The following is a 21,477-nucleotide window of genomic DNA, read 5'->3' as shown; positions in this document are numbered from 1 at the left end:
GCTGTGGTGAGGACGGCTGTGGTCACGGGAGCGGGCAGCGGCATCGGGCGGGCCTGTGCCCTGGGTCTCCTGTCCGACGGTTGGACGGTCGTACTGACCGGCCGACGCGAGGAGAAGCTGCGTGAATCGGCCGACCTCGCCGAGGCGGGCGACCGCGACCGGGCGGTACCGCTGCCGGCGGACATCACCGACCCGGAGTCCGTGGAGGCGCTCTTCTCCCGAGTGGTGGAGCGGTGGGGGCGGCTGGACCTGCTGTTCAACAACGCCGCCGACCCCATGCCGTACACGCCCACCGAGGACGTGGAGGTGGTGGACTGGCACCGGGTGATGGACTCGATCGCCACCGGCACCTTCCTGTGCTCCCGGGCGGCCTTCCGGATCATGAAGGCGCAGCACCCCCGGGGCGGGCGGATCATCAACAACGGAGCGCCCTCCGCCCAGATGCCACGACCGGACTCGATCGCCTTCTCCGCGGCCAAGCACGCCGTGGCCGGTATCACCCGCTCGCTCTCCCTCGACGGTCGCCGCCATGACATCTCCTGTGGCCAGATCGACATCGGCAATGTGACCCCCGCCGACCGCCCACAGCCCGCCGTCCGGCAGCCCGACGGCTCACTGCGGGTCGAACCCACCATGGACATCCGGCATGTGGTGGACATGGTCCGGGCCATGGCCGCCCTTCCGGTCGGGGTGAACATCCAGTCGGTCCTGGTCATGCCCAGTGCCATGCCCTATGTCGGCAGGGGGTAGCCCGTGCCTGCTGGATCTTGCTGGGCTCGCCTGATCCGTCAGACACGCCCCAGGCCCGCCACGTACGCCTGTAGCAGCCGACCGGGCGCCAGCCGCCTGGTCTGCTCCCAGGCCAGCATCCGGTGGAGGCCGTCCAGATGGATCAGCCCCTCCCGGACGGAGAGCCCCTCGTAGTCCTCCCCTCCCACCGCCCTGGTGCTCAGGAACACCGCGGTGGGTTCCGCGCGGCCCTGGTGGGCCAGCTTGCGGGCGCACACCGGATTGGACGTGGCGTACGCATCCCCCAGGGCCGCCAGCCGGGCGGCGGCGGCCCGCACGGTGAGGCCCGTCCGCGGGACCAGCTCGACCTCCCCGTCCTCGCCCAGATGCCAGGGCAACACCACGCCGTGGACCTCCGGCCCCTCCAGCAGCACCCGGTGCCAGCGGCCCTCCGCGAGGGCCTGCGCATTGCGGATATGGGTCTCAGCCTCGTCGTTGGAGTTGTCCGGATCCTCCGGGTGGTACGGGTGGTGCCGGGCGAAGTGGGCCAGCACCGTGTCGAAGGGGACCGCCTCCAGGATCCTCATCCGGCCCGCCCCGCGCCGTCCGGCTCGTACGCGCTGAAATGGCGTTCCTCGAACAATTCCACCCACCGTCCCCGTCCCGGCCGGCGCTCTCGGCCGGCCGCCAGTATCCGGCGCCAGTACGGTTTGACCGGCGGCCACGGCTCACCCGTACGACAGTACGACGCGTCGATCATGTACCGCTGGGAACCCTCGGCCCCGGACACGTCCTCGGCGCGTCGGGTGTGGAACAGCGCGGAGTGGAGGACCACCGTGGACCCCGGAGGCAGCTCGGTGATCAGTACCTCTCCCGGTAGGACACTCGTCCCCAGGTGACTGCGGGCGTCCTTCTCCGCGACCTCGTGGTGCGAACCGGGCAGTACGGCGAGAGCGCCCATGCCCGGCCGCAGGCCCTGGACGTAGTGGAGGACATGAACCATCGGAAGCCGTCGATGCCGCTGGGGCCGCTGTTCGTAGTCGTGGTGCCAGGGCTTGCCCGGGGCTCCGGAAGGGCGGCGATCGCTGTGGAGGTGGTGGAACACGAAGGTGGGGCCGAGCAGATTCTCGTCTTCCAGCAGCTCCAGCACCGGCGGGAAGGTCACCAACTCCCCGTGAGCGGCCATCTCTAACTCGACCGTCTCCGGTACGGGGCACCGATCCGGTCTTAAGCAGGCGTCGATGGACTGCTGTCGCAGCCCGGAATCCACCCAGTGATCCACCTCCTGTGTCAGACGCTCGATGAACCGAGTGGGCAGCAAGCCCGGAATCACCAGAAAGCCCTTCTCGTCGAACTCCTTGATCTGCGCTGCGATATGCGGAGAGGCGATCACGCGGCTGAACCTCCGTTGTACGCCGATGGGCAGTCCGGGCGGATGGGTCGTGCCATCCATATCCCGGGCTCTCCGGAGCCATGCCGGCACCCAACGGAATGGCCGAAGCCCCAGCGCCGGAGGTGCGGCACGAAGGTGCCAAGGGGGTGGAAGATGATTTCCGGTACGGGTGAGGCACCGATGCCGCCAGCAAGCGCGAAGGCGGAACTCCCGTCTCGCCAGCCCCTAACGGGCGCTCGCCGAGGACGAGAAGCCCCAGGCGTACCCCGGAGCCGTCGAGGCGGCGCCCGCCGACTTCACCACTCGCACACCGGTGGGCGGGGCGGCGAGAGGACGCAGCCCCGCCGCCATGCCCCCGCGACCCTCAGCGATCGTCGAACTGAACGGTCGGCGGCAGCGCGTTCCAGGTGCAGAACACCGACACCTCACGGCCGTCCTTGGTGAAGGTCACCCGGATCCACCACTCCTCCGGCCAGACCTCCATCCGCCAGCCCGGGTTGGGCGTCGCCGAGACCAGCTCCGCCGACGTCTCGCCGATGTCGAACACGACCCGGCCGCCGTCCACGGTGTAGGCGCGCACAGAGCTCGGCGACTCCGTCTTCGACCCGGCTGACGGCGAATCGGTCTTCGGCGTGGGCGATGTGGAGCTCTTGTCCCGCTTCTCCTTCTGTGAGGGAGAGGGTGACGGGTCGCCACTGTCGTGCTTCGGCTTCTTGGACGAACTCGACTGCTTCACGGGCCGAGGCTTCTCCGGCCGGCTCGGTGGCCGCTGCGTGGACGAGTCCTGCGGCTTCGCGCCCTGCGTGGTGGGATTGTCCGCGTTGACCGGCAGCGCACGCGGCCGGTCGTACGCGGTCCCGGACATGACACTGTCGACGCCCCACCAGGACAGCGTCACCGCTGCGCCGGTGGCCAGCGACCACGCTATGGCATGTACAAGTCCTCTACGCATCGTTGCCATACTGCACCACCCGCCCCAAGCCTGTCCCCAACGGGACGCAGTTCTTCCGGATCTCCGGGGTGGCGACCCGAGTACCCCGTATGGCGTACGGTGCCGCCCATGGCAAGTGTGCTCGTGGTCGAGGACGACCAATTCGTGCGCTCCGCCCTCATCCGGCATCTGACCGAGGCCCACCACACGGTACGGAGCGTCGGCACCGCCCTGGAGGCGCTGCGAGAGGTGGCCCATTTCCGGTTCGACGTGGTCATTCTGGACCTCGGCCTACCTGATCTGGACGGAGCCGAGGCGTTGAAGATGTTGCGGGGTATCACCGACGTACCCGTGATCATCGCGACCGCGAGGGACGACGAGACGGAGATCGTCCGGCTACTCAACGACGGGGCGGACGACTACCTCACCAAACCCTTCTCGGTGGAACACCTCTCCGCGCGGATGGCGGCGGTACTGCGCCGCTCCCGGGCATCGGTGGGGGAGTCCCCGCCGTCGAGGGTGATCCAGGTCGGCGGGCTCTCCATAGATCCACTGCGCCGACAGGCCGAACTCGACGGGGTGGCGCTCGATCTGACGCGCCGTGAATTCGATCTGCTGACCTTTCTCGCCGGGCGGCCCGGAGTCGTCGTCCCCCGTAAGGAACTGCTCGCCGAGGTCTGGCAGCAGAGCTACGGCGACGACCAGACCATTGACGTCCATCTGAGCTGGCTCCGTCGCAAGCTCGGCGAGACGGCGGCCCGGCCCCGCTATCTGCACACCCTCCGCGGCGTCGGAGTGAAGCTCGAACCGCCGGGCGACCCCCAGCCGGGGGGCCGGTCAGGACACCAACAAGGACATCAACCATGAGATGGGCGCTGGTCAAGGTTTCCCTGGCGGTCACGGCGATGGTCGTGATCGCCTTCGCCGTACCGCTGGGGCTCGTCATCAAGGAGATGGCCCGGGACCGGGCGTTCTCCAATGCCGACCGGCAGGCGGCTGCCATCGGACCCACCCTCTCCATCACCGCCGACCGCGATCCGCTGGAGCGGGCCGTCGGCTCCACCCAGGCCGGAGCGGCGGGGCGGATGGCGGTGCACATCCCGGCCTCCGGTGAGCCGGGGGCGCTGCCCGTCGAGATCGGCACCCGCCGCGCGGCCCGTGCCGACCTCCACACCACCACCGCCTCCACCACCGAGGTCCCCGGAGGCTGGGTACTGCTCCAGCCCACCGCGATCAGCAGCGGACAGATCGCGCTGGTCGAGGTGTTCATCCCCGACGGCGAGGTGTCCAAGGGCGTCACCACCGCCTGGCTGGTGCTCGCCGCCGTCGCCTTCGCCCTGGTCCTCGGCTCGCTCGCCGTCGCCGACCGGCTCGGGGCGCGGATGGTGCGGCCCGCCCAGCGACTCGCGGGCGCGGCCCATGAACTGGGGGAGGGCAAGCTCGGCGCCCGCGTCCCCGAGGAGGGCCCACCGGAGCTGCGCTCCGCGGCCATCGCCTTCAACGCCATGGCCGACCAGGTGGTCCAACTCCTCGCCAACGAGCGCGAGCTGGCCGCGGATCTCTCCCACCGACTGCGCACCCCGCTGACCGTGCTGCGGCTCAACGCGGCCTCGCTCGGCGAGGGGCCCGCCGCCGACCAGACCCGGGCCGCCGTCGAGCAGCTCGAACGCGAGGTCGACACGATCATCCGCACAGCGCGCGAGGCCAAGCCCCAGACCACGGCGGTCGGTCCCGGCGCCGGCTGTGACGCCTCGGAAGTCGTCCGGGAGCGGATGGACTTCTGGTCCGCGCTGGCGGAGGACGAGGGCCGCAAGGTGCGGGTCGCGGGGGTCGACCGCCCCGTACGCATCCCGGTGGCCCGCCCGGACCTGGCCGCCGCTCTCGACGCCCTGCTGGGCAATGTCTTCCGCCACACCCCGGAGGGCACGGCGTTCTCCGTCGACGTCCACAACGGCGATGACGCGGTGATAGTCCTCGTCTCCGACGCGGGCCACGGCATATCCGACCCGGAGGCGGCGATGGCCCGCGGCAACAGCGGTGGCAGGGACGGATCGACCGGGCTCGGTCTGGACATCGTGCGCCGGGTCGCCGAGTCGACGGGCGGGGACGTCCGGATCGGCAGCTCCGTGCTCGGTGGGACGGAGGTGCGGATCTGGCTCGGCCTGGACCCGCACGGCATCGGCCCGCGTGAGAGGCGGCGGGGGCACCGGGGCACGGAACGACGGCGTTCGCGGGTCTCGGTCCGGGCGCGTTGATTAACCCGTTCCGATGCCGTCCTTAAGACGAGCCTAAGAAGCCCGCGCCCTGTCCCGAAGCGGAGCTTTGTCCGTACGGGACTCGCTAACGTGCTCTTGCACCGCCATTCGTGGGCAACCCCGGCCCGCACTCCCCCCACATCCGCACCACAGATCCAGGTACGCGACATCTCCTGGACGATTCCTGCCCCCCACCCGCGCGTCCCGGTCGGGCCCCCCAACCCGACCGGGGCGCGCTCAGCACTCCCTTGCGAGTGCCACCCGCTCCACCGACCAGGCCGGCCCCACCGGCCGCGGTCATCCTGCCCGCCTCGGTCACCCCACCGACCCTGGCCGTCCCGCAGGCTCTGGTCACCCCACCTGCTCTGGCAGTCCCGCAGACCCTGGCCGTCCCGCACACTCCGGCGAGCCCGGTCGGGCCGCGTGACTCCGTGCCTTCCGGCCGCCGGGTCACCGGTCCCGATCAGCCCGAGCAGGGGCGAGGGACGCGCCGGCCGCCCGCTCTCCCGCCCCGGCCCTCCCGACATCGACCTGGCCCCCGGCTCCGCCGACCCGCCATACGCCACTGGGCGGCGATAACGGCGTGGCGTCGGCCGGAGCGAGCGGCAGAGCCACGCCAGCGGCGAGGGCCAGCACCGCCGTCGTGGCCACATTTCGGCAGATGGTTCCCGAACCACTTCTGAGCTGCATGGCATCCGCACCCTTCCGTGAGGTCGTCGATCCGTCCGCGTTCCGATCCACAGGGTCATGGTGGTTCCAACGCCCCTGCCGCCGACATCCCGCCCGCTGGCCACTGAAGAGGGGGGTAAACCCCACGTACGGGTGATCGAAACCCTGACGATCATGATGCGGCCGCCGAATTTCCCCCGCTATGGGCTCCTCTGCGCGGCCCCTCCGCACGGATCCCGCTGACGGGACCCCGGGCCTCGCGACCCCGGGCCTCGCGATCGTGAGCCGCACCGAGGGGCGCACCCGCCCTGCTTCCCGGAGGTCGAGAGCTCGGGACCGTACGCCGTCCCGTGTCCCATGCCGTCATCCCCCGGGGATAACCCGGCGCGGAACCCGGTACGGCTCGCGGGTCACCCGACGGTCACCCGGCACACGTCAAGGGCCCCGGTCCGAAGACCGGGGCCCTTGATCTATCAGGGTGAGTGACGGGACTTGAACCCGCGGCATCCTGGACCACAACCAGGTGCTCTACCAGCTGAGCTACACCCACCACGACCGGTCTTTGTTTTTCTTACCGGCCGAGAAAAAGTGTACAGGGTCCTGGAGGGTGCTCGCGCCAGGGTTATTTCACCCCGAAACCCACCATTGGTACGGAGATCACTCCGCGGTCAGGACGTGCTTCGCCGCGATCGTCCGCGCCGTGTCCGAGTCCGGGCCGGGCTGCGGCACGAAGATCGCCTCCCGGTAGTAGCGCAGCTCCGCGATCGACTCGCGGATATCCGCCAGCGCCCGGTGGTTGCCACCCTTCTCCGGGCTGTTGAAGTACGCCCTCGGGTACCAGCGGCGCGCCAGCTCCTTGACCGAGGAGACATCCACGATCCGGTAGTGGAGATAGCTCTCCAGGGTGGTCATGTCCCGCGCAAGGAAGCCGCGGTCCGTGCCCACCGTGTTTCCGCACAGCGGTGCCTTGCCGGGCTCCTTCACATGCTCACGCACATAGGCGAGCACCTGTTCCTCGGCGTCGGCGAGCGTGGTGCCGCCCGCCAGCTCGTCGAGGAGGCCCGAGGCGGTGTGCATCTGCCGCACCACCTCGGGCATGGTCTCCAGGGCCGCGTCCGGGGGACGGATCACCATGTCCACCCCGTCACCCAGCACGTTCAGTTCCGAGTCGGTGACCAGTGCGGCCACCTCAATAAGTGCGTCGTCCGTCAACGAGAGCCCGGTCATCTCGCAGTCGATCCACACCATGCGATCGTTCATGCGACTACTTTATGGGGCACTCCGCTGACCGGGCAGGCTAGGACGGCCGTGGCCGGCCGCATAGGCACCCGACGGAGGCTTCCCCAGCTCCGGAGGAGCGGCGGACGTGACGCCATGACCCGACGCGCCCGCCGCGGCGGTGCGCCTGGCCTGCACCGGCACGACCGAGTCCACCAGCGACGCCGGTGAGGGGTCGCCCTGTGGCCGCCGCACCCGGTAGGCCGCCCGATAGGCGGCCGGGGACGAACCCAGCTGCCGTCGGAAATGGCCACGCAGCGCCACGGGGGAGCGGAAGCCGCAGCGGCCCGCCACCTCGTCGACCGAGTAGTCGGAGGTCTCCAGTAGCCGCTGGGCCTGGAGGACCCGCTGGGTGATCAGCCACTGGAGCGGCGCGCTGCCCGTGAGGGAACGGAATCGCCGGTCGAACGTGCGTCGGCTCATGTACGCCCGGGCCGCCAGGGTCTCCACGTCAAACTGCTCATGGAGGTGCTCCAGCGCCCACGACACGACCTCGGCCAACGGGTCCGACCCGATTTCCTCAGGTAAAGACCTGTCCAGATAGCGTTCCTGCCCGCCACTGCGCCGCGGCGGCACGACCAGCCTGCGGGCGAGTGCCCCGGCCGCTTCCGTGCCGTGGTCGGTGCGCACGATGTGCAGACAGAGATCGATTCCGGCCGCCGTGCCCGCTGAGGTCAGCACATCGCCGTCGTCGACGAACAGCTCGCGCGGGTCCACATGGACCGACGGATACCGTTTCGCCAGCGTGGGCGCGTACATCCAGTGGGTGGTGGCCGGGCGCCCGTCCAGCAGGCCGGCCGCGGCGAGAACGAACGCGCCGGTGCACAGTCCTACTATCCGAGCCCCTTCCTCATGCGCTCGACGCAGCGCGTCGAGCGCTTCCGGCGGTGGCGGTGAGGTGATCGACCGCCAGGCCGGTACCACGACTGTTCCTGCTCTACCGATGGCCTCCAGGCCATACGGCGCGGTCAGTTCGAGCCCACCGGTGGTCCGCAGTGGGCCTTCCTCGCCTGCGCAGACGAGCAGTCGATAGCGAGGAACTCCGGCGTCCTGACGGTCGATTCCGAACACCGAGAGCGGGATGGAGCTCTCAAAGATGGGGCCGCCGCTGAACAGCAGAACCGCGACGACCTCCCGGCGCCGGCGCCCGGAGAGCTTTCGTGCTACCTCCGGTGCGGCGGAGTCCTGACTCATGACGCTAAGCCCCCCTCGGTGTTCGCGTCTCCCCGTTCTTTTCGGGCCTTTCGCTCCTGCACGTTTCCCCTCGGTTTTGCACGAGTCCCGAGCCTTCGATACTCAAGATCGAATCTACTGTGTCCCGTGGCGCCGACGTGACAAGTTCGGCATGCCCCGCTATGTCTCCATGGGAACTTGGCGCGAAGCATTCGATGACGAAGCGTTCCACTCACAGGCTCCCCAGGGAAGTGCGCCCTGCGCGCATGGCCCGTTCCGTAGGGTGCAAGGGCCGCGAATGGTCCTTTCTTCCCTGGTGACAAGGGGGTAGGTAGGCCATTTCCCCAAGGATGTGCCGGTGGCGCGAAGTTGGCTGAAACTATACGGGTGCGAGCGTACGAACGGGTCAGTCTTCGGGAACCTGCCCGCCGCTGTGGCGGCCACTTCGGTGCGACCGCGGAGCCGGTCGGCCCCGCCGTCCGCGGCCCGTTCCCGTGCCCTTCGCCGTACCTCTGGCCCCGCCCCTTCCCGTGCCACTCACGGAGCCTGTCGGCGGGGTCGGTCCCGGTGCCGGACCGTCCCCCGCGCCGGGCTCCGGCGCCATCCCTGTCCCGGCCACTCTCGCAACTCCCCACGTGACTCCGTCGGCGGGCCCCTGATCGGCCACTCCGGCGGCCATCGGGTCGGCTCCCGCCCCCGGCCGCGCCGCGGCGGCCTCCCGCTCGCCGTCGGCGGCCCGCGCCCGTACCGCGCCGCGTTCCGCGTGGCGGAGCAGTGCCCGGGAGACGGCGGTCACGGCGGCGAGGCCGAACGCCGTCGCCGCCGCCCCGCCCATCGAGGTCCCGTACCCGACGAGAACGACGGGGACGAGCAGACAGCTGAACGAAGCCCACCGCACCACATCGCTCACCGCGTCGGACGACGACCGAGTCGCCGGCCCGTCGTCAGCGCCGTGAGGCGAAGGGGAGGAAGAGGAGGAGAAGAGCGAGAAGGGAAAGAAGCGGACGGAGCGGACGGAGCGGATGGAGGGGGCGGAGTGGGCGGAGGGGGAAAAGTGGGACGAGGGAAGGGTGGGGCGGGAGGAGGTCGAGGGAGCGGAGGGGGCAGGGAGAGGAGAGGGGAGGGGTGGCGGAGGCGACGGTGACGATCGTGCGGGAGGGGAGGGTACAGCGGATGGCGCGGTCGGGGGCGCGGCGGTATGGGCGGAGCGAGCGGTCGGGGTACGGGGACGGGGGTACGGGCGTGCGGACACGGAAGCTTCCTCGGGGCTGCGCGGGGCGGCTGTGGGGTGACCTCGGTGCCAACGAGGCGCGGAGCCTTCCGGTCACTGAGCGCCCCGCGCCCCCGTACGGCCCCTGGCGCCCTCCCGTGCCGCCCGTGCGGGCCGACCGGGCTCCGGGGAGGTTTACGAGTAAGACGGGCCCCGGTGCGCTCACGGCGGCGCCTGTCGCCGTCCCCGACGGCTGTAGGTACCATCTGGCATTGCCATCCGGGACCGGCTCAGTCATGCTCCCTGGAACGCCCGATTGGGCCGACCGGCCCTGGGCATAAGAGGAGTGTCGCCGTACCCTTAGGGGTATGGGCCAGGGAAGATGATTCCCGGACACAGCATCTGTCGCCATGTCGTTCCCTCCGACTGAGGATTTCCTTCGCCGAGACACCGATGGCAGGACACGAGATTCCCGAACCCGCGGACCGCAAGCAGGTAGCCGACCCCACGTCGGATCTGCGCGCGGCGGAAGAGTCACGCCATCCCTGCGATCCGGCGTTCCGGCACGGAGTCGTCGTCGGCTTCGACGGATCGACCTCAAGTGAGCGCGCGCTGGCGTACGCCATCGGCATGGCCCGGCGCTCCGGCTCCGGCCTGATCATCGTGCATGTCGCCAATCGGCTGCCGACCACCGTCTGGGCGGGCTGTGAGCCCCCGGTCTTCGTGGATGTCCCCGATCACCGCACCGAGGTGCTCGGTCTGGAGCTGGCCTGCGCGGAGTATCTCGCCGAGGTGCCGTGGATCCTGGTGGAGCGCGGCGGCGACATCTGCCATGAGCTGGAAGAAGTCGGCCGGGAGTATTCGGCCGATGCCATCGTGGTCGGCTCCACGCACGGCATCGTCGGCCGGATCTTCGGCTCGGTGGCCGGCCGGCTGGCGCGGCGCGCGCAGCGACCCGTCGTCGTCATTCCGTAGCGGCTCGCCCCCGGCCTCCGCTCGTCCTCCTCGCACCGTCCCGCCCCGCCTCTGCTCGTACCGCCTCCGTGTCCGGCCCGCGGCCTCCGCCGGCCCTGCCTCCACGGCCGACCGGCATTTCCGTACGGGCCGTCGCGCCCCGCTTCCGTACGGACCGGCGCGGTCACCCACCGCGCACGCGCCCCCCAGCCGACACCCGATCACTTCGCGCCATAGGTGCCGGGGTTCGCCCCTCCGTCGCGGCGGTGGCGGGGGCGGGAACGGCGAAGTCCCCCCGCGCGACTGGACGGTGGCGCGGGGGGACGGTGGCCTGACTGGACGGCGCCGCGGGAGGACCGGAGCGATCCGGGCCCGGGGGCGGGCTACTCGACGGTGACCGACTTCGCCAGGTTGCGCGGCTTGTCGATGTCCCGGCCCATCGCCAGGGCCGTGTGGTAGGCGAAGAGCTGGAGCGGGATGCCCATCAGGATCGGGTCCAGCTCGTTCTCGTTCTTCGGTACGACGATGGTGTGGTCCGCCTTCTCCTGTTCGCGGTGGGCCACGGCCAGGATGCGTCCGCTGCGGGCCTTGATCTCCTCCAGCGCCGCGCGGTTCTTCTCCAGCAGTTCGTCATCCGGCACGATCGCGACGGTCGGCAGCGCGGGCTCGATCAGCGCCAGCGGGCCGTGCTTCAGCTCGGACGCCGGGTACGCCTCGGCGTGGATGTACGAGATCTCCTTGAGCTTCAGCGACGCCTCCAGCGCCACCGGGTATCCGCGGACCCGGCCGATGAACATCATCGACTTGGCGCCCGCGTACTCCTCCGCCAGCTTCTTGATGTCGGCCTCGCTCTCCAGGATCTCGGTGATCTGGGCGGGCAGCCGGCGCAGTCCTTCGATGATCCGCTTGCCGTCGGAGACCGAGAGGTCGCGGATCCGGCCCAGGTGCAGCGCGAGCAGGGCGAAGGCGACGACCGTATTGGTGAAGCACTTGGTGGAGACCACGCAGACCTCGGGCCCGGCGTGCACATAGGTGCCGCCGTCGGCCTCGCGGGCGATGGCGGAGCCGACCACGTTCACCACGCCGAGCACGCGCGCACCCTTGCGCTTCAGCTCCTGGACGGCGGCGAGTACGTCATAGGTCTCGCCGGACTGGGAGACCGCGATGTACAGCGTGTCGGGGTCCACCACGGGGTTGCGGTAGCGGAATTCGGAGGCCGGCTCGGCGTCGGCGGGGATGCGGGCCAGGGACTCGATCAGCCCGGCGCCGATCATGCCCGCGTGGTACGAGGTGCCGCAGCCGAGGATCTTGACCCGGCGAATGCCCCGGGCCTCCCGGGCGTCCAGGTTGAGCCCGCCGAGGTGCACGGTGGAGAACCGGTCGTCGATCCGGCCGCGGAGCACCCGGTCCACGGCCTCCGCCTGCTCCGAGATCTCCTTGTGCATATAGGTGTCGTGGCCGCCCATGTCGTACGACTCGGCCTCCCACTCCACGGTGGTCGGCGTGGCCGTCGTGGTCGAGCCCTCGGTCGTGTAGGTGCGGAAGTCGTCGGCCTTGAGGGTGGCCATCTCGCCGTCGTCCAGGGTGACGATCTGGCGGGTGTGGGCGACCAGGGCGGCGACGTCGGAGGCGACGAACATCTCCTTCTCGCCGATGCCGAGGACGACCGGGGAGCCGTTGCGGGCGACGACGATGCGGTCGTTGAACCCGGCGTGCATGACGGCGATGCCGTAGGTGCCCTCGACCACCTTGAGGGCCTGGCGGACCTTCTCCTCCAGGGTGTCGGCCTGGGAGCGGGCGATCAGGTGGGTGAGGACCTCGGTGTCGGTCTCGGAGGCGAAGACGATTCCATCGGCCTCCAGCTTGAGGCGCAGCTCGGAGGCGTTGTCGATGATTCCGTTGTGGACGACGGCGACGAGGTTGTCGGCGGAGAGGTGCGGATGGGCGTTCTCGTCGCTCGGGGCGCCGTGGGTGGCCCACCGGGTGTGGGCGATGCCGGTGGTGCCGGTGAAGCGCTTGGGGACCCGGGCCTCCAGTTCGCGCACCCGGCCCTTGGCCTTGACCATCTTCAGTCCGGCCGCCTTGGGGCTGGTGATCACCAGGCCGGCCGAGTCGTACCCCCGGTACTCCAGTCGCTGGAGTCCCTCCAGCAGCAGCGGTGCCACATCACGCTTACCGATGTATCCGACAATTCCGCACATAACGTTGATACCCCTCCATAGATCGGAAGCGTGCCCGAGCGGCGACCGGCGGGCGGTCAGCCGTAGACGATGCGGCGCAACTGGCGGAGTGACAGCTCCGGTGGCGCCACGGCGCGGTGCGGCAGCTCGGCCGCGACCCGCTCGAAGATCTCCGCGTTGGTCAGGCCACCGGACTGCAGTTCACGGTGGCGACGGCGGACATAGTCCTCGGTCTTCTCGTCGAAGTACGCCAGCACATCGAGCACCACCCGGGCCGCCTCGCCGCGCTGGAGGGCGCTGCTGCGGACCAGATGGTCGATGAGGTCGTCATGCGATGGAGCTGAGGGTTGCGGACGACCGGGCTGGCGTTGTTCGAGCACCCGTCGATTTTGGGGGTCCTGCGGATGGAATTGCAAGAATCCTGCCCGATTCCGGGCAGGTGGGGGCCACTTTTCGCGTGAGGCGGTTCGTTCCTGGGTGAAGAGCGTCTGATTTCGGGCGATATGGGATGAATGGTGAGGTTTGGGTGTGCCGGAGGTGTCCGGGGTGCTAGAGGTGCCGGTGCGCCCGGGGTGCTGGAGGCGCTGGAGACGCCCGGGGCGCTAGAGGCGTTTGAGTACGGCCTGCTTGGCGGTGGCGAACTCGTCGTCCGTGAGTATTCCGGCCTGGTGTAGCTCGCCCAGCTCCCGCAGTCGACGCAGGAGGGCGTCGTGATCGGCGCCGCCGTCGTCGCCCTTGGCGGTGAGGACGGGCGTGGGCCGGTCCGGGGCGTGCGGGTGGGGCATCCGCGCCACCACGGCCGCCGCGACCAGCGCCATCAACGGGTCCTTCCGGAAGCCCCACAGGTCCACCGCGTGCGGATCGTACTTCGGCGGGGCGGCGGTCGCGGAGTGGCTGACGGTGAAGCGGAGGTAGCCGTTCTCAAGACCGGACGACGGCAGCCACTCGACCGACTCCAACTCCCTCAGGGAGAGGGCGCGGGCGCCCCCCGACGCCTTGGAGTCCTCGGTCTTCCAGTTCCACGACAGCTTGATCTGTTCCCCGTCGAAGGAGACCGTGCCGTCCCCCGCGCTCACGGTGATCGGCACGGCGGGGCCGGGCAGCAGATAGCGGTCGATCGGATCGGCGGGGATCTGGTCGAGCAGCAGGGCGTTCCGCACCTCGTCCACGAAGTACTCGGCGACGCCCGCACGGTCGCTCTCCACGATCAGTTGGTACGGGTCGGAGCCGTCGACCAGATTGCCGCCGGTGATCTGGAGGAGGGGGTCCGCGCCGTTGCGCAGCCGCAGCCGGAGCCGTCCCGAACGCTTGCCGCCGGGTTCGTAGGAGACGCCGGCGAGTGCCTCCAGGGGGACCGTGACCTCGCCGAGCGTCTTGCGCAGCAGGCTCACGCTTTTGTCGGCTCCGGGCACGACGCGCACCGAGTCCCCGTCGAAGGTCCAGGTGCCGTCCTTCTGGATGATTTCCGCCATGCGGCGATTGTTTCATTGGCGGACCCGGTGCCGGGGGTGGAGGGCGGACCGGGGGAGGTGTGAACGGGCGCGCGCGAGGGACCGTTTCACGCGCGCCCGTCCGATCAGGGGGTGGCGCCCGGCCGGGCGCCGAGCCCGGCGAACGACTCCCGGGTGCAGAAGCTGAGATAGGCGTCCTTCTCCGGCTTCTCGATCCGGTCGACGATCTCGAAGCCGACGTGGTCGTGGAGCGTGAGTGCGGCGTCGTCGCGGACATCGGGCTCCACGACCACGCGCCGCACCGAATCGTCCGCGAACAGCTCCGCCATGACCGCGGTGATCACCGTACGGCTGAAGTCGTGGGCGGGGGCGTCCGTCGGTGCGACCAGGAAGCGCATCCCGACATCGCCGGGCTCCGGTGCGTACAGCCCCACCAGCTCCAGGTGGCGGGGGTCGTACCGCTCCAGCAGGAAGGCGGGCTCACCGCCCAACAGGCCGATGAACGCATGGCGGTGCTCATGGGCCGCCACGGCCATGTACTCGCGTTCGATGTCCTGGAGCCGGGCGTCGCGCATCATCCAGAAGGCGGCCTCGGGTCGGGTGACCCAGCCGTGCACGAGTTCGGCGTCGACCAGTGGGTCGAGGGGGCGGACGGTGCAGGGCATGCGCTTCTCGCTCGCGGCGCCGAACGGCCGCCGGGGCACGCCGACTCCGTGCCTCGCCCGCGCGACTCCTTCCGTCACGGCGCGCCGGTGGGCGATCGCCGTTCCGGTGTTGAGTGGCTGCGAGCGCATTCGATGCCCTTCCGGGGGTGCGGAGTTGGCCGTCCGTCGAAGGCGTGGCGACGGGGCGAGAAGGCGATGTTTATGAAGGTTAGCCTAACCTAACTTGCCACGCCACTCCCGGCGCATTCCCCACATGGGTGGCGTGTCGTCGCGCGATCCCCGGCCGGGTGCCGGGTGCTCGATCCCCGGCGGCTCGATCCCTGGCAGCTTGGTGACCGGCAGCTTGATCGCCGGCAGCTCGGTGACCGGCAGTTCGATTCCTCGCAGTTCGATCCCCAGGGTCCGGTGCCACCCCGGTGCAGTGAAGGCGGCCCCGGACCCCCGCTGGCGGTCTGCCCGCCAGCCCGTCAGCCCGTGAGCCCCAACTCGCGGGCGATCAACATGCGCTGCACCTCGCTCGTACCCTCGCCGATCTCCAGGATCTTGGAGTCGCGCCACATCCGGGCCACCGGGTACTCGTTCATGAAACCGTAGCCACCGTGGATCTGGGTGGCCTCGCGGGCATTGTCCACCGCGACCGTGGACGAGTACAGCTTCGCCACGGCGGCCTCCTTCTTGAAGGGCTCGCCCCGCACCAGTCGGGAGGCCGCGTCCCGCCAGCCGACCCGGGCCATATGCGCCCGCATCTCCATATCGGCGATCTTGAACTGGATGGCCTGGTTGGCGCCGATCGGCCGGCCGAAGGCGTGCCGCTCCTGTGCGTACTTCACCGACTCGTCCACACAGCCCTGGGCGAGCCCCGTCGCGAGCGCCGAGATCGCGATCCGGCCCTCGTCCAGGATGCGGAGGAACTGGGCGTACCCCCGACCCTCCGCGCCCACCAGGTTCGCCAGCGGTACCCGTACGTCCTCGAAGGCGAGTTCGCGGGTGTCCGATGCGTTCCAGCCGACCTTGGAGTAGGCGGGTGCGACGGTGAATCCGGGGGTGCCGGAGGGGACGATGATCGAGGAGATCAGCGGCTTGCCCTCGGAGGTGCGGCCGGTGACGGCGGTGACCGTCACCAGGCCCGTGAGGTCCGTACCGGCATTGGTGATGAAGCACTTGGAGCCGTTGATCACCCACTCGTCGCCGTCCCGTACGGCCGTGGTGCGGGTGCCGCCCGCGTCGGAGCCGCCCTCGGGCTCGGTGAGACCGAACGCGCCGAGCAGCTCACCCGAGCAGAGCCGGGGCAGCCACTCGCGCTTCTGCTCCTCCGTACCGAAGCGGAAGATCGGCATCGCGCCGAGCGACACCCCGGCCTCCAGGGTGATCGCCACCGATGAGTCGACGCGGGCCAGCTCCTCCAGGGCGATGCCGAGGGCCAGGTAGTCGCCGCCCATGCCCCCGTACTCCTCCGGGAAGGGCAGTCCGAACAGGCCCATCCGGCCCATCTCGCGGACGATCTCGTACGGGAACTCATGGCGCTCGTACAGTTCGCCGATCTTCGGAGCGACCACCTCGCGCGCGAATCGCTCCACGGTGCGGCGGAGTTCCTCGTGTTCCGGGGTGAGCCGGTGGTCCAGGGACATGGGAGTCACTCCTTGTGGTCTGCGTGGGGCGCGCGGTCCGCGTGGTCCGTGCCGTCCGCGTGGTCCGGGTCGGTCGGGTCGGTCGGTTCGGGGGCGTCACCGCCGGGGGCGAGGGCGGTGGGGGAGAGGGCGCGTACGGTGCGGGAGGGGCTCGGACGGCCCAGCCGGTCGGCCATCCAGACGCTGGTGGCGACGAGTCGGCCGAGATCGACACCGGTCTCGACGCCGAGGCCCTGGAGCATCCACACCAGGTCCTCGGTGGCGAGATTCCCGGTGGCGCTCTTCGCGTACGGGCAGCCGCCGAGCCCGCCCGCCGAGGCGTCCACGGTGGTGACGCCGAACCGCAGGGCGGTGAGGGTGTTGGCGAGGGCCTGTCCGTAGGTGTCGTGGAAGTGCACCCCGAGCGCGCCGACGGGCACCCCCGCGCCGGTCAGCCCGGTGAGCACGGCGAGCACCTGGCCGGGGGTCGCCACGCCGATGGTGTCGCCGAGGGACAGCTCGTCACAGCCGAGGTCGTACAGCCGTCGGGCGACCCGGGCGACCTGGTCGACGGGGACCGGGCCCTCCCAGGGATCTCCGAAGCACATCGAGAGATAGCCGCGCACATGGACGCCGTCGTCCTTGGCGCGGGCGACGACCGGCGCGAACATCGCGAGCGATTCGTCCACCGTGCGGTTGAGGTTCTTCCGCGCGAACGTCTCGGTGGCCGAGCCGAAGACCGCGATGCGGCGCGCGCCGAGGGTGAGGGCGCGCTCCAGTCCGTGTTCGTTCGGTACGAGGACGGGGAGGTCGACTCCGTCGATGCCGGCCAGCAGCGGGAGGAGTCGCTCGGCGTCCGCGAGCTGGGGGACCCAGTCGGGGTGGACGAAGCTGGTGGCCTCGACGGTGGTGAGCCCGGCGGCGGCGAGCCGGTGCACGAACTCGGCCTTGACCTCGGTGGGGACGACCGTCTTCTCATTCTGTAGGCCGTCGCGGGGGCCGACCTCGTGGATGCGGACCCGGGTCGGCAGGCCCGGCTCCGGGAAGGGCATGGGCAGTCCGTCGATCATGCGCCCGCCTCCGTGGTGCGCGGTGCTTCCGCTGTCCCGGGCGTCTCCCCTGACCTGTGTGTTTCCTCCGCACCTGGCGTCTCGGGCATCGCGGGAACCTCAGGTGTCCCTGGTGTCTCGTGCGGGGTGACCACGACCAGGATCTGGTCCATGGCGACGGTGGCCCCCGGGACGACGTCCAGCTCGGTGACGGTTCCGGCGTGCGGGGCCGAGATGACGTGCTCCATCTTCATGGCCTCGACCACCAGGAGGCTCTGTCCGGCGGCCACCTCGTCCCCGGCGCCGACCTTGACGACGGTGACGGTCCCCGGCATCGGCGCGGCGAGCGTGTCGGCACCGGAGCGAGCGGCGCCGGTGAGGGAGGCGGCGACCGGGTCGTGGTCCTGGACGTGCCAGGAGTCGCCGTCGCGGCCGAGCCAGCGGCCGGTGGCGGAGGGGACGTGGTGGAAGGTGTGGGTGCGGCCGTCGAGTTCAAGGGTGACCGTGCCGCTGCCGGTGCTGCCGGTGCTGCCGGTGCTGCCGGTGCTGCCGGTGTTGCCTGGGACCGGGACAGGGCTGTCGCGGAGCAGCCGGGCGGGCCGTGCGGGTGCTTCCGTCCCGAGGGCGACCTCGGCGTCCGGTCCCGCGCTCGCTGCCGTTCCTGCGCCCGGTGCCACCGCCGCGCCCCGTGCCCGTACTCGTACCCGCACGGCGATGGGTTCCCGGCCCGGCGTACGGAGATGGTGCACGGTCCACGCCGGTTCGCCGCCCAGCCGCCAGCCGGACGGGGCCGAGAACGGGTCCGCCCAGGCATCCCGCGGCGTCCCGGGGGAGAGGGCGGCCTGGCGCAGCAGCGCCGCCGCCGCGTACACCTCGTCCGGGACCTCGTCCCCGGTGAGACCGGGCGCCTCGCGCTCCACAAGACCCGTGTCCAGTGCGCCGGACACGACATCGGGATGGGCCAGCAGTCTGCGCAGGAAGCCCGCGTTCGTCGGGACGCCGAGGGTGACCGTCTCCGCGAGGGCGGCGCGCAGCCGCCGCAGGGCGGTGGGGCGGTCGGGGCCGTGGACGATGACCTTCGACAGCATCGGGTCGTAGCGGCTGGACACCTCGGTGCCCTCACTGAGGCCGGAGTCGGTGCGCACCCCGCCGCCGTGCGGTTCGTGCAGGGCCAGCACGGTGCCGCCGGAGGGGAGGAAGCCGCGCGCCGGGTCCTCCGCGCAGATCCGGGCCTCGACCGCGTGGCCCGTGAGGGTGATGTCCTTCTGTTCGTACGGCAGTGGTTCGCCCGCCGCGATCCGCAACTGCCACTCCACCAGGTCGAGGCCGGTGATCAGCTCGGTGACCGGGTGTTCGACCTGGAGCCGGGTGTTCATCTCCATGAAGCAGTACGCGGCCGGGTCGGTGCCCGGGACGATGAACTCGACCGTCCCGGCGCCCACATAGCCGCAGGAGCGGGCCGCCCGCACGGCCGCCTCGCCCATCGCCGCGCGGGTCTCCTCGTCCAACAGGACGGACGGCGCCTCCTCGATGACCTTCTGGTGACGGCGCTGGAGCGAGCACTCGCGCTCACCGAGATGGAGCACCCGGCCGTGGCCGTCGGCCAGTACCTGGATCTCGATGTGCCGGGGGCGCTCGATCCACCGCTCCACCAGCAGGGTGTCGTCACCGAAGGAGGCCCGCGCCTCGCGCCGTGCCGCCGCGATCTCCTCCAGCAGCGCGGACTCGACGCGGGTGAGCCGCATCCCCTTGCCGCCGCCGCCCGCCGACGGCTTCAGCAGTACGGGCATCCCGATCTCGCGGGCGGCATCGGCCAACTGGGCGTCGGTCAGTCCGGAACCGGAGGAGCCCGGCACCACCGGGACCCCGGCCGCCCGGACCGTCTCCTTGGCGCGGATCTTGTCGCCCATGAGCGCGATGGCGTCCGGCGGCGGGCCGATGAAGACCAGGCCCGCGTCGGCGCAGGCGCGGGCGAAGGCGGCGTTCTCGGCGAGGAAGCCGTAGCCGGGGTGGATGGCGTCCGCCCCGGTCCGTACGGCCGCGTCCAGCAGCCGTTCGACCGACAGATAGCTCTCGGCGGCGGGCGGCGGACCGATCCGGACCGCCGTGTCCGCCTCCCGGACGTGCCGGGCGTCGGCGTCCGCGTCGGAGAAGACGGCGACCGAGCGCACCCCCAGCGCGCGCAGCGTGCGGATGACCCGGACCGCGATCTCGCCCCGGTTGGCCACCAGGACCGTGTCGAACATCGTCATCGTCCGTGCTCCCTCACATCCGGAAGACGCCGAAGCCGGGATCACCCAGCGGGGCGTTGGCGCAGGCGGTGAGGGCCAGACCCACCACCTGACGGGTCTCCAGCGGGTCGATCACCCCGTCGTCCCAGAGCCGTGCGGTGGCGTAGTAGGCGTTGCCCTGCTGTTCGTACTGGCCGCGGATCGGGTCCTTGAAGGCGTCCTCGTCGTCACTCGACCAGTCCTCGCCGCGCGCCGCCAGTTGGTCGCGCTTGACCGTGGCCAGTACGGAGGCGGCCTGTTCGCCGCCCATGACCGAGATCTTGGCGTTGGGCCACATCCACAGGAAGCGGGGGGAGTAGGCCCGGCCGCACATCGAGTAGTTACCGGCGCCGTACGAACCGCCGACGACGACCGTCAGCTTGGGGACCCGGGCGCAGGCCACCGCCGTGACCATCTTGGCGCCGTGCTTGGCGATGCCGCCCGCCTCGTAGTCCCGGCCGACCATGAAGCCGGAGATGTTCTGGAGGAAGAGCAGGGGGATGCCGCGCTGGTCGCACAGCTCGATGAAGTGGGCGCCCTTCTGGGCGGACTCGGAGAACAGGATGCCGTTGTTGCCGATGATGCCGACGGGGTGGCCGTGGATCCGGGCGAAGCCGGTGACCAGGGTCTGCCCGAACTCCGCCTTGAACTCGGTGAACCGGGACGCGTCGGTGATCCGCGCGATCACCTCCCGGACGTCGTAGGGCGTACGGGAGTCCACGGGCACCGCCCCGTACAGCCCGCCGGGGTCGACCTCGGGCTCTTCGACCGGGGCGACCGTCCAGGGCAGCGGGCCGCGGGCGGGGAGGGTCGCCACGATGTTCCGGACGATCCGGAGGGCGTGGGCGTCGTCCTCGGCGAGGTGGTCGGTGACGCCGGAGACCCGGGAGTGGACCTCGCCGCCGCCCAACTCCTCCGCGGTGACGACCTCGCCGGTGGCGGCCTTCACCAGGGGCGGACCGCCGAGGAAGATCGTGCCCTGGTTCCGGACGATCACGGCCTCGTCGCTCATCGCCGGGACGTAGGCGCCCCCCGCCGTGCAGGAGCCGAGGACGGCCGCGATCTGCGGGATGCCGGCGCCGGACATCCGGGCCTGGTTGTAGAAGATCCGGCCGAAGTGCTCACGGTCGGGGAAGACCTCGTCCTGGAGCGGCAGGAAGGCGCCCCCGGAGTCCACCAGGTAGACGCAGGGCAGCCGGTTCTCCAGGGCGACCTCTTGGGCGCGGAGGTGCTTCTTGACGGTCATGGGGTAGTAGGTGCCGCCCTTGACGGTGGCGTCATTGGCGACGATCACGGTCTCGCGGCCGGCGACCCGGCCGATGCCCGCGATGACACCGGCGGCGGGGGCCTGGTCGTCGTACATCCCATGGGCGGCGAGGGGGGCCAGCTCAAGGAAGGGCGAGCCGGGGTCCAGCAGGGCGTCGACCCGGTCGCGGGGGAGCAGCTTGCCCCGGGCGGTGTGGCGGGCGCGGGCCTTCTCGCCGCCGCCGAGCCGGGCCGCGGCCAGCTTGGCGCGCAGGGCGTCGGCGAGCTCCCGGTGGGCCGCCTCATTGGCCTGCCAGGCCGTCGACGCGGGGTCTGCCGCGCTGGTCAGCACGGGTGCCTGCTGCATCATGACACTCCAGTTAATGAGCGTTAACGCGTCTCTTCAGGTTAACGAGCG

Annotated in this window: 17 protein-coding genes and 1 tRNA gene; 4 read left to right on the top strand and 14 right to left on the bottom strand. The window is 70.7% G+C overall.

The window, feature by feature from the left end; all coding sequences use genetic code 11:
- Positions 1 to 6 precede the first annotated feature (6 nt).
- Positions 7 to 750: an SDR family oxidoreductase gene (locus tag ACH4S7_RS05980; RefSeq protein ID WP_398519821.1), complete on the top strand. Its 744-nt coding sequence runs from the start codon at positions 7 to 9 to the stop codon at positions 748 to 750.
- A gap of 38 nt (positions 751 to 788) precedes the next feature.
- Here the strand turns inward: ACH4S7_RS05980 and ACH4S7_RS05975 are convergent, their stop codons facing one another.
- From ACH4S7_RS05975 to ACH4S7_RS05965, 3 genes are all read right to left on the bottom strand, one after another.
- Positions 789 to 1,316, bottom strand: coding sequence for a DUF6309 family protein (locus ACH4S7_RS05975; RefSeq protein WP_398519820.1), 528 nt, complete (start codon positions 1,314 to 1,316; stop codon positions 789 to 791).
- Positions 1,313 to 2,182 carry a phytanoyl-CoA dioxygenase family protein gene (locus ACH4S7_RS05970; RefSeq protein ID WP_398519819.1) on the bottom strand — a complete coding sequence of 290 codons (870 nt, stop codon included), beginning with the start codon at positions 2,180 to 2,182 and terminating at the stop codon, positions 1,313 to 1,315. Before ACH4S7_RS05970 ends, ACH4S7_RS05975 begins: the two co-directional genes overlap by 4 nt.
- A 304-nt stretch (positions 2,183 to 2,486) precedes the next feature.
- The gene (locus ACH4S7_RS05965) at positions 2,487 to 3,074 is read right to left on the bottom strand and encodes a hypothetical protein (protein ID WP_398519818.1); all 588 of its coding nucleotides are present in this window, start codon (positions 3,072 to 3,074) and stop codon (positions 2,487 to 2,489) included.
- Positions 3,075 to 3,182: 108 nt separating this feature from the next.
- On the opposite strand from ACH4S7_RS05965, the gene ACH4S7_RS05960 reads away from it, so the two are divergent.
- Both ACH4S7_RS05960 and ACH4S7_RS05955 read left to right on the top strand, forming a co-directional pair.
- Positions 3,183 to 3,920, top strand: a complete 738-nt coding sequence (locus ACH4S7_RS05960; RefSeq protein ID WP_398519817.1) for a response regulator transcription factor — start codon at positions 3,183 to 3,185, stop codon at positions 3,918 to 3,920.
- A complete protein-coding gene (locus ACH4S7_RS05955) occupies positions 3,917 to 5,308 on the top strand; it encodes a sensor histidine kinase (RefSeq protein ID WP_398519816.1) in 1,392 nt (463 codons plus the stop codon). The genes ACH4S7_RS05960 and ACH4S7_RS05955 overlap by 4 nt, the downstream gene beginning before the upstream one ends.
- Before the next feature lie 1,146 nt (positions 5,309 to 6,454).
- Here ACH4S7_RS05955 and ACH4S7_RS05950 read toward each other — a convergent pair.
- From ACH4S7_RS05950 to ACH4S7_RS05940, 3 genes are all read right to left on the bottom strand, one after another.
- Positions 6,455 to 6,527: transfer RNA gene (locus ACH4S7_RS05950), tRNA-His, on the bottom strand.
- 107 nt (positions 6,528 to 6,634) lie between these two features.
- Positions 6,635 to 7,237, bottom strand: a complete 603-nt coding sequence (orn, locus tag ACH4S7_RS05945; protein WP_398519815.1) for an oligoribonuclease — start codon at positions 7,235 to 7,237, stop codon at positions 6,635 to 6,637.
- Between the two features lie 9 nt (positions 7,238 to 7,246).
- Positions 7,247 to 8,449 carry a GlxA family transcriptional regulator gene (locus ACH4S7_RS05940; protein ID WP_398519814.1) on the bottom strand — a complete coding sequence of 401 codons (1,203 nt, stop codon included), beginning with the start codon at positions 8,447 to 8,449 and terminating at the stop codon, positions 7,247 to 7,249.
- 1,642 nt (positions 8,450 to 10,091) lie between these two features.
- Between ACH4S7_RS05940 and ACH4S7_RS05935 the strand changes: the two genes are divergently transcribed.
- Positions 10,092 to 10,613: a universal stress protein gene (locus ACH4S7_RS05935; protein ID WP_398519813.1), complete on the top strand. Its 522-nt coding sequence runs from the start codon at positions 10,092 to 10,094 to the stop codon at positions 10,611 to 10,613.
- A 362-nt stretch (positions 10,614 to 10,975) separates the two neighbouring features.
- Here ACH4S7_RS05935 and glmS read toward each other — a convergent pair whose 3' ends face one another.
- The 8 genes from glmS to ACH4S7_RS05895 all read right to left on the bottom strand — a co-directional run bounded on the left by glmS (position 10,976) and on the right by ACH4S7_RS05895 (position 21,426).
- Entirely contained in the window at positions 10,976 to 12,793 is a 1,818-nt protein-coding gene (gene glmS / locus ACH4S7_RS05930) for a glutamine--fructose-6-phosphate transaminase (isomerizing) (RefSeq protein WP_398519812.1), read from the bottom strand.
- 56 nt (positions 12,794 to 12,849) lie between these two features.
- Positions 12,850 to 13,152, bottom strand: coding sequence for a hypothetical protein (locus ACH4S7_RS05925; protein WP_398519811.1), 303 nt, complete (start codon positions 13,150 to 13,152; stop codon positions 12,850 to 12,852).
- A 222-nt stretch (positions 13,153 to 13,374) separates the two neighbouring features.
- Positions 13,375 to 14,244, bottom strand: a complete 870-nt coding sequence (locus ACH4S7_RS05920) for a DUF4429 domain-containing protein (protein ID WP_398519810.1) — start codon at positions 14,242 to 14,244, stop codon at positions 13,375 to 13,377.
- 104 nt (positions 14,245 to 14,348) lie between these two features.
- Complete coding sequence (locus ACH4S7_RS05915) at positions 14,349 to 14,888, bottom strand: GNAT family N-acetyltransferase (protein WP_398520045.1); 540 nt, start codon at positions 14,886 to 14,888, stop codon at positions 14,349 to 14,351.
- Positions 14,889 to 15,355: 467 nt separating this feature from the next.
- On the bottom strand, positions 15,356 to 16,516 hold the full coding sequence (locus ACH4S7_RS05910; RefSeq protein WP_398519809.1) for an acyl-CoA dehydrogenase family protein: 1,161 nt from the start codon (positions 16,514 to 16,516) through the stop codon (positions 15,356 to 15,358).
- A 5-nt stretch (positions 16,517 to 16,521) separates the two neighbouring features.
- On the bottom strand, positions 16,522 to 17,565 hold the full coding sequence (locus tag ACH4S7_RS05905; protein ID WP_398519808.1) for a hydroxymethylglutaryl-CoA lyase: 1,044 nt from the start codon (positions 17,563 to 17,565) through the stop codon (positions 16,522 to 16,524).
- Positions 17,562 to 19,790, bottom strand: coding sequence for an acetyl/propionyl/methylcrotonyl-CoA carboxylase subunit alpha (locus tag ACH4S7_RS05900; RefSeq protein WP_398520044.1), 2,229 nt, complete (start codon positions 19,788 to 19,790; stop codon positions 17,562 to 17,564). Before ACH4S7_RS05900 ends, ACH4S7_RS05905 begins: the two co-directional genes overlap by 4 nt.
- 19 nt (positions 19,791 to 19,809) lie before the next feature.
- Entirely contained in the window at positions 19,810 to 21,426 is a 1,617-nt protein-coding gene (locus ACH4S7_RS05895) for a carboxyl transferase domain-containing protein (protein WP_398519807.1), read from the bottom strand.
- Between the last annotated feature and the right edge of the window lie 51 nt (positions 21,427 to 21,477).

This window comes from Streptomyces sp. NPDC020965, assembly GCF_044333555.1.
Lineage (GTDB): Bacteria > Actinomycetota > Actinomycetes > Streptomycetales > Streptomycetaceae > Streptomyces.
Note: the sequence above shows the minus strand (reverse complement) of the source record. Positions and strands in the feature narration are given on the sequence as shown.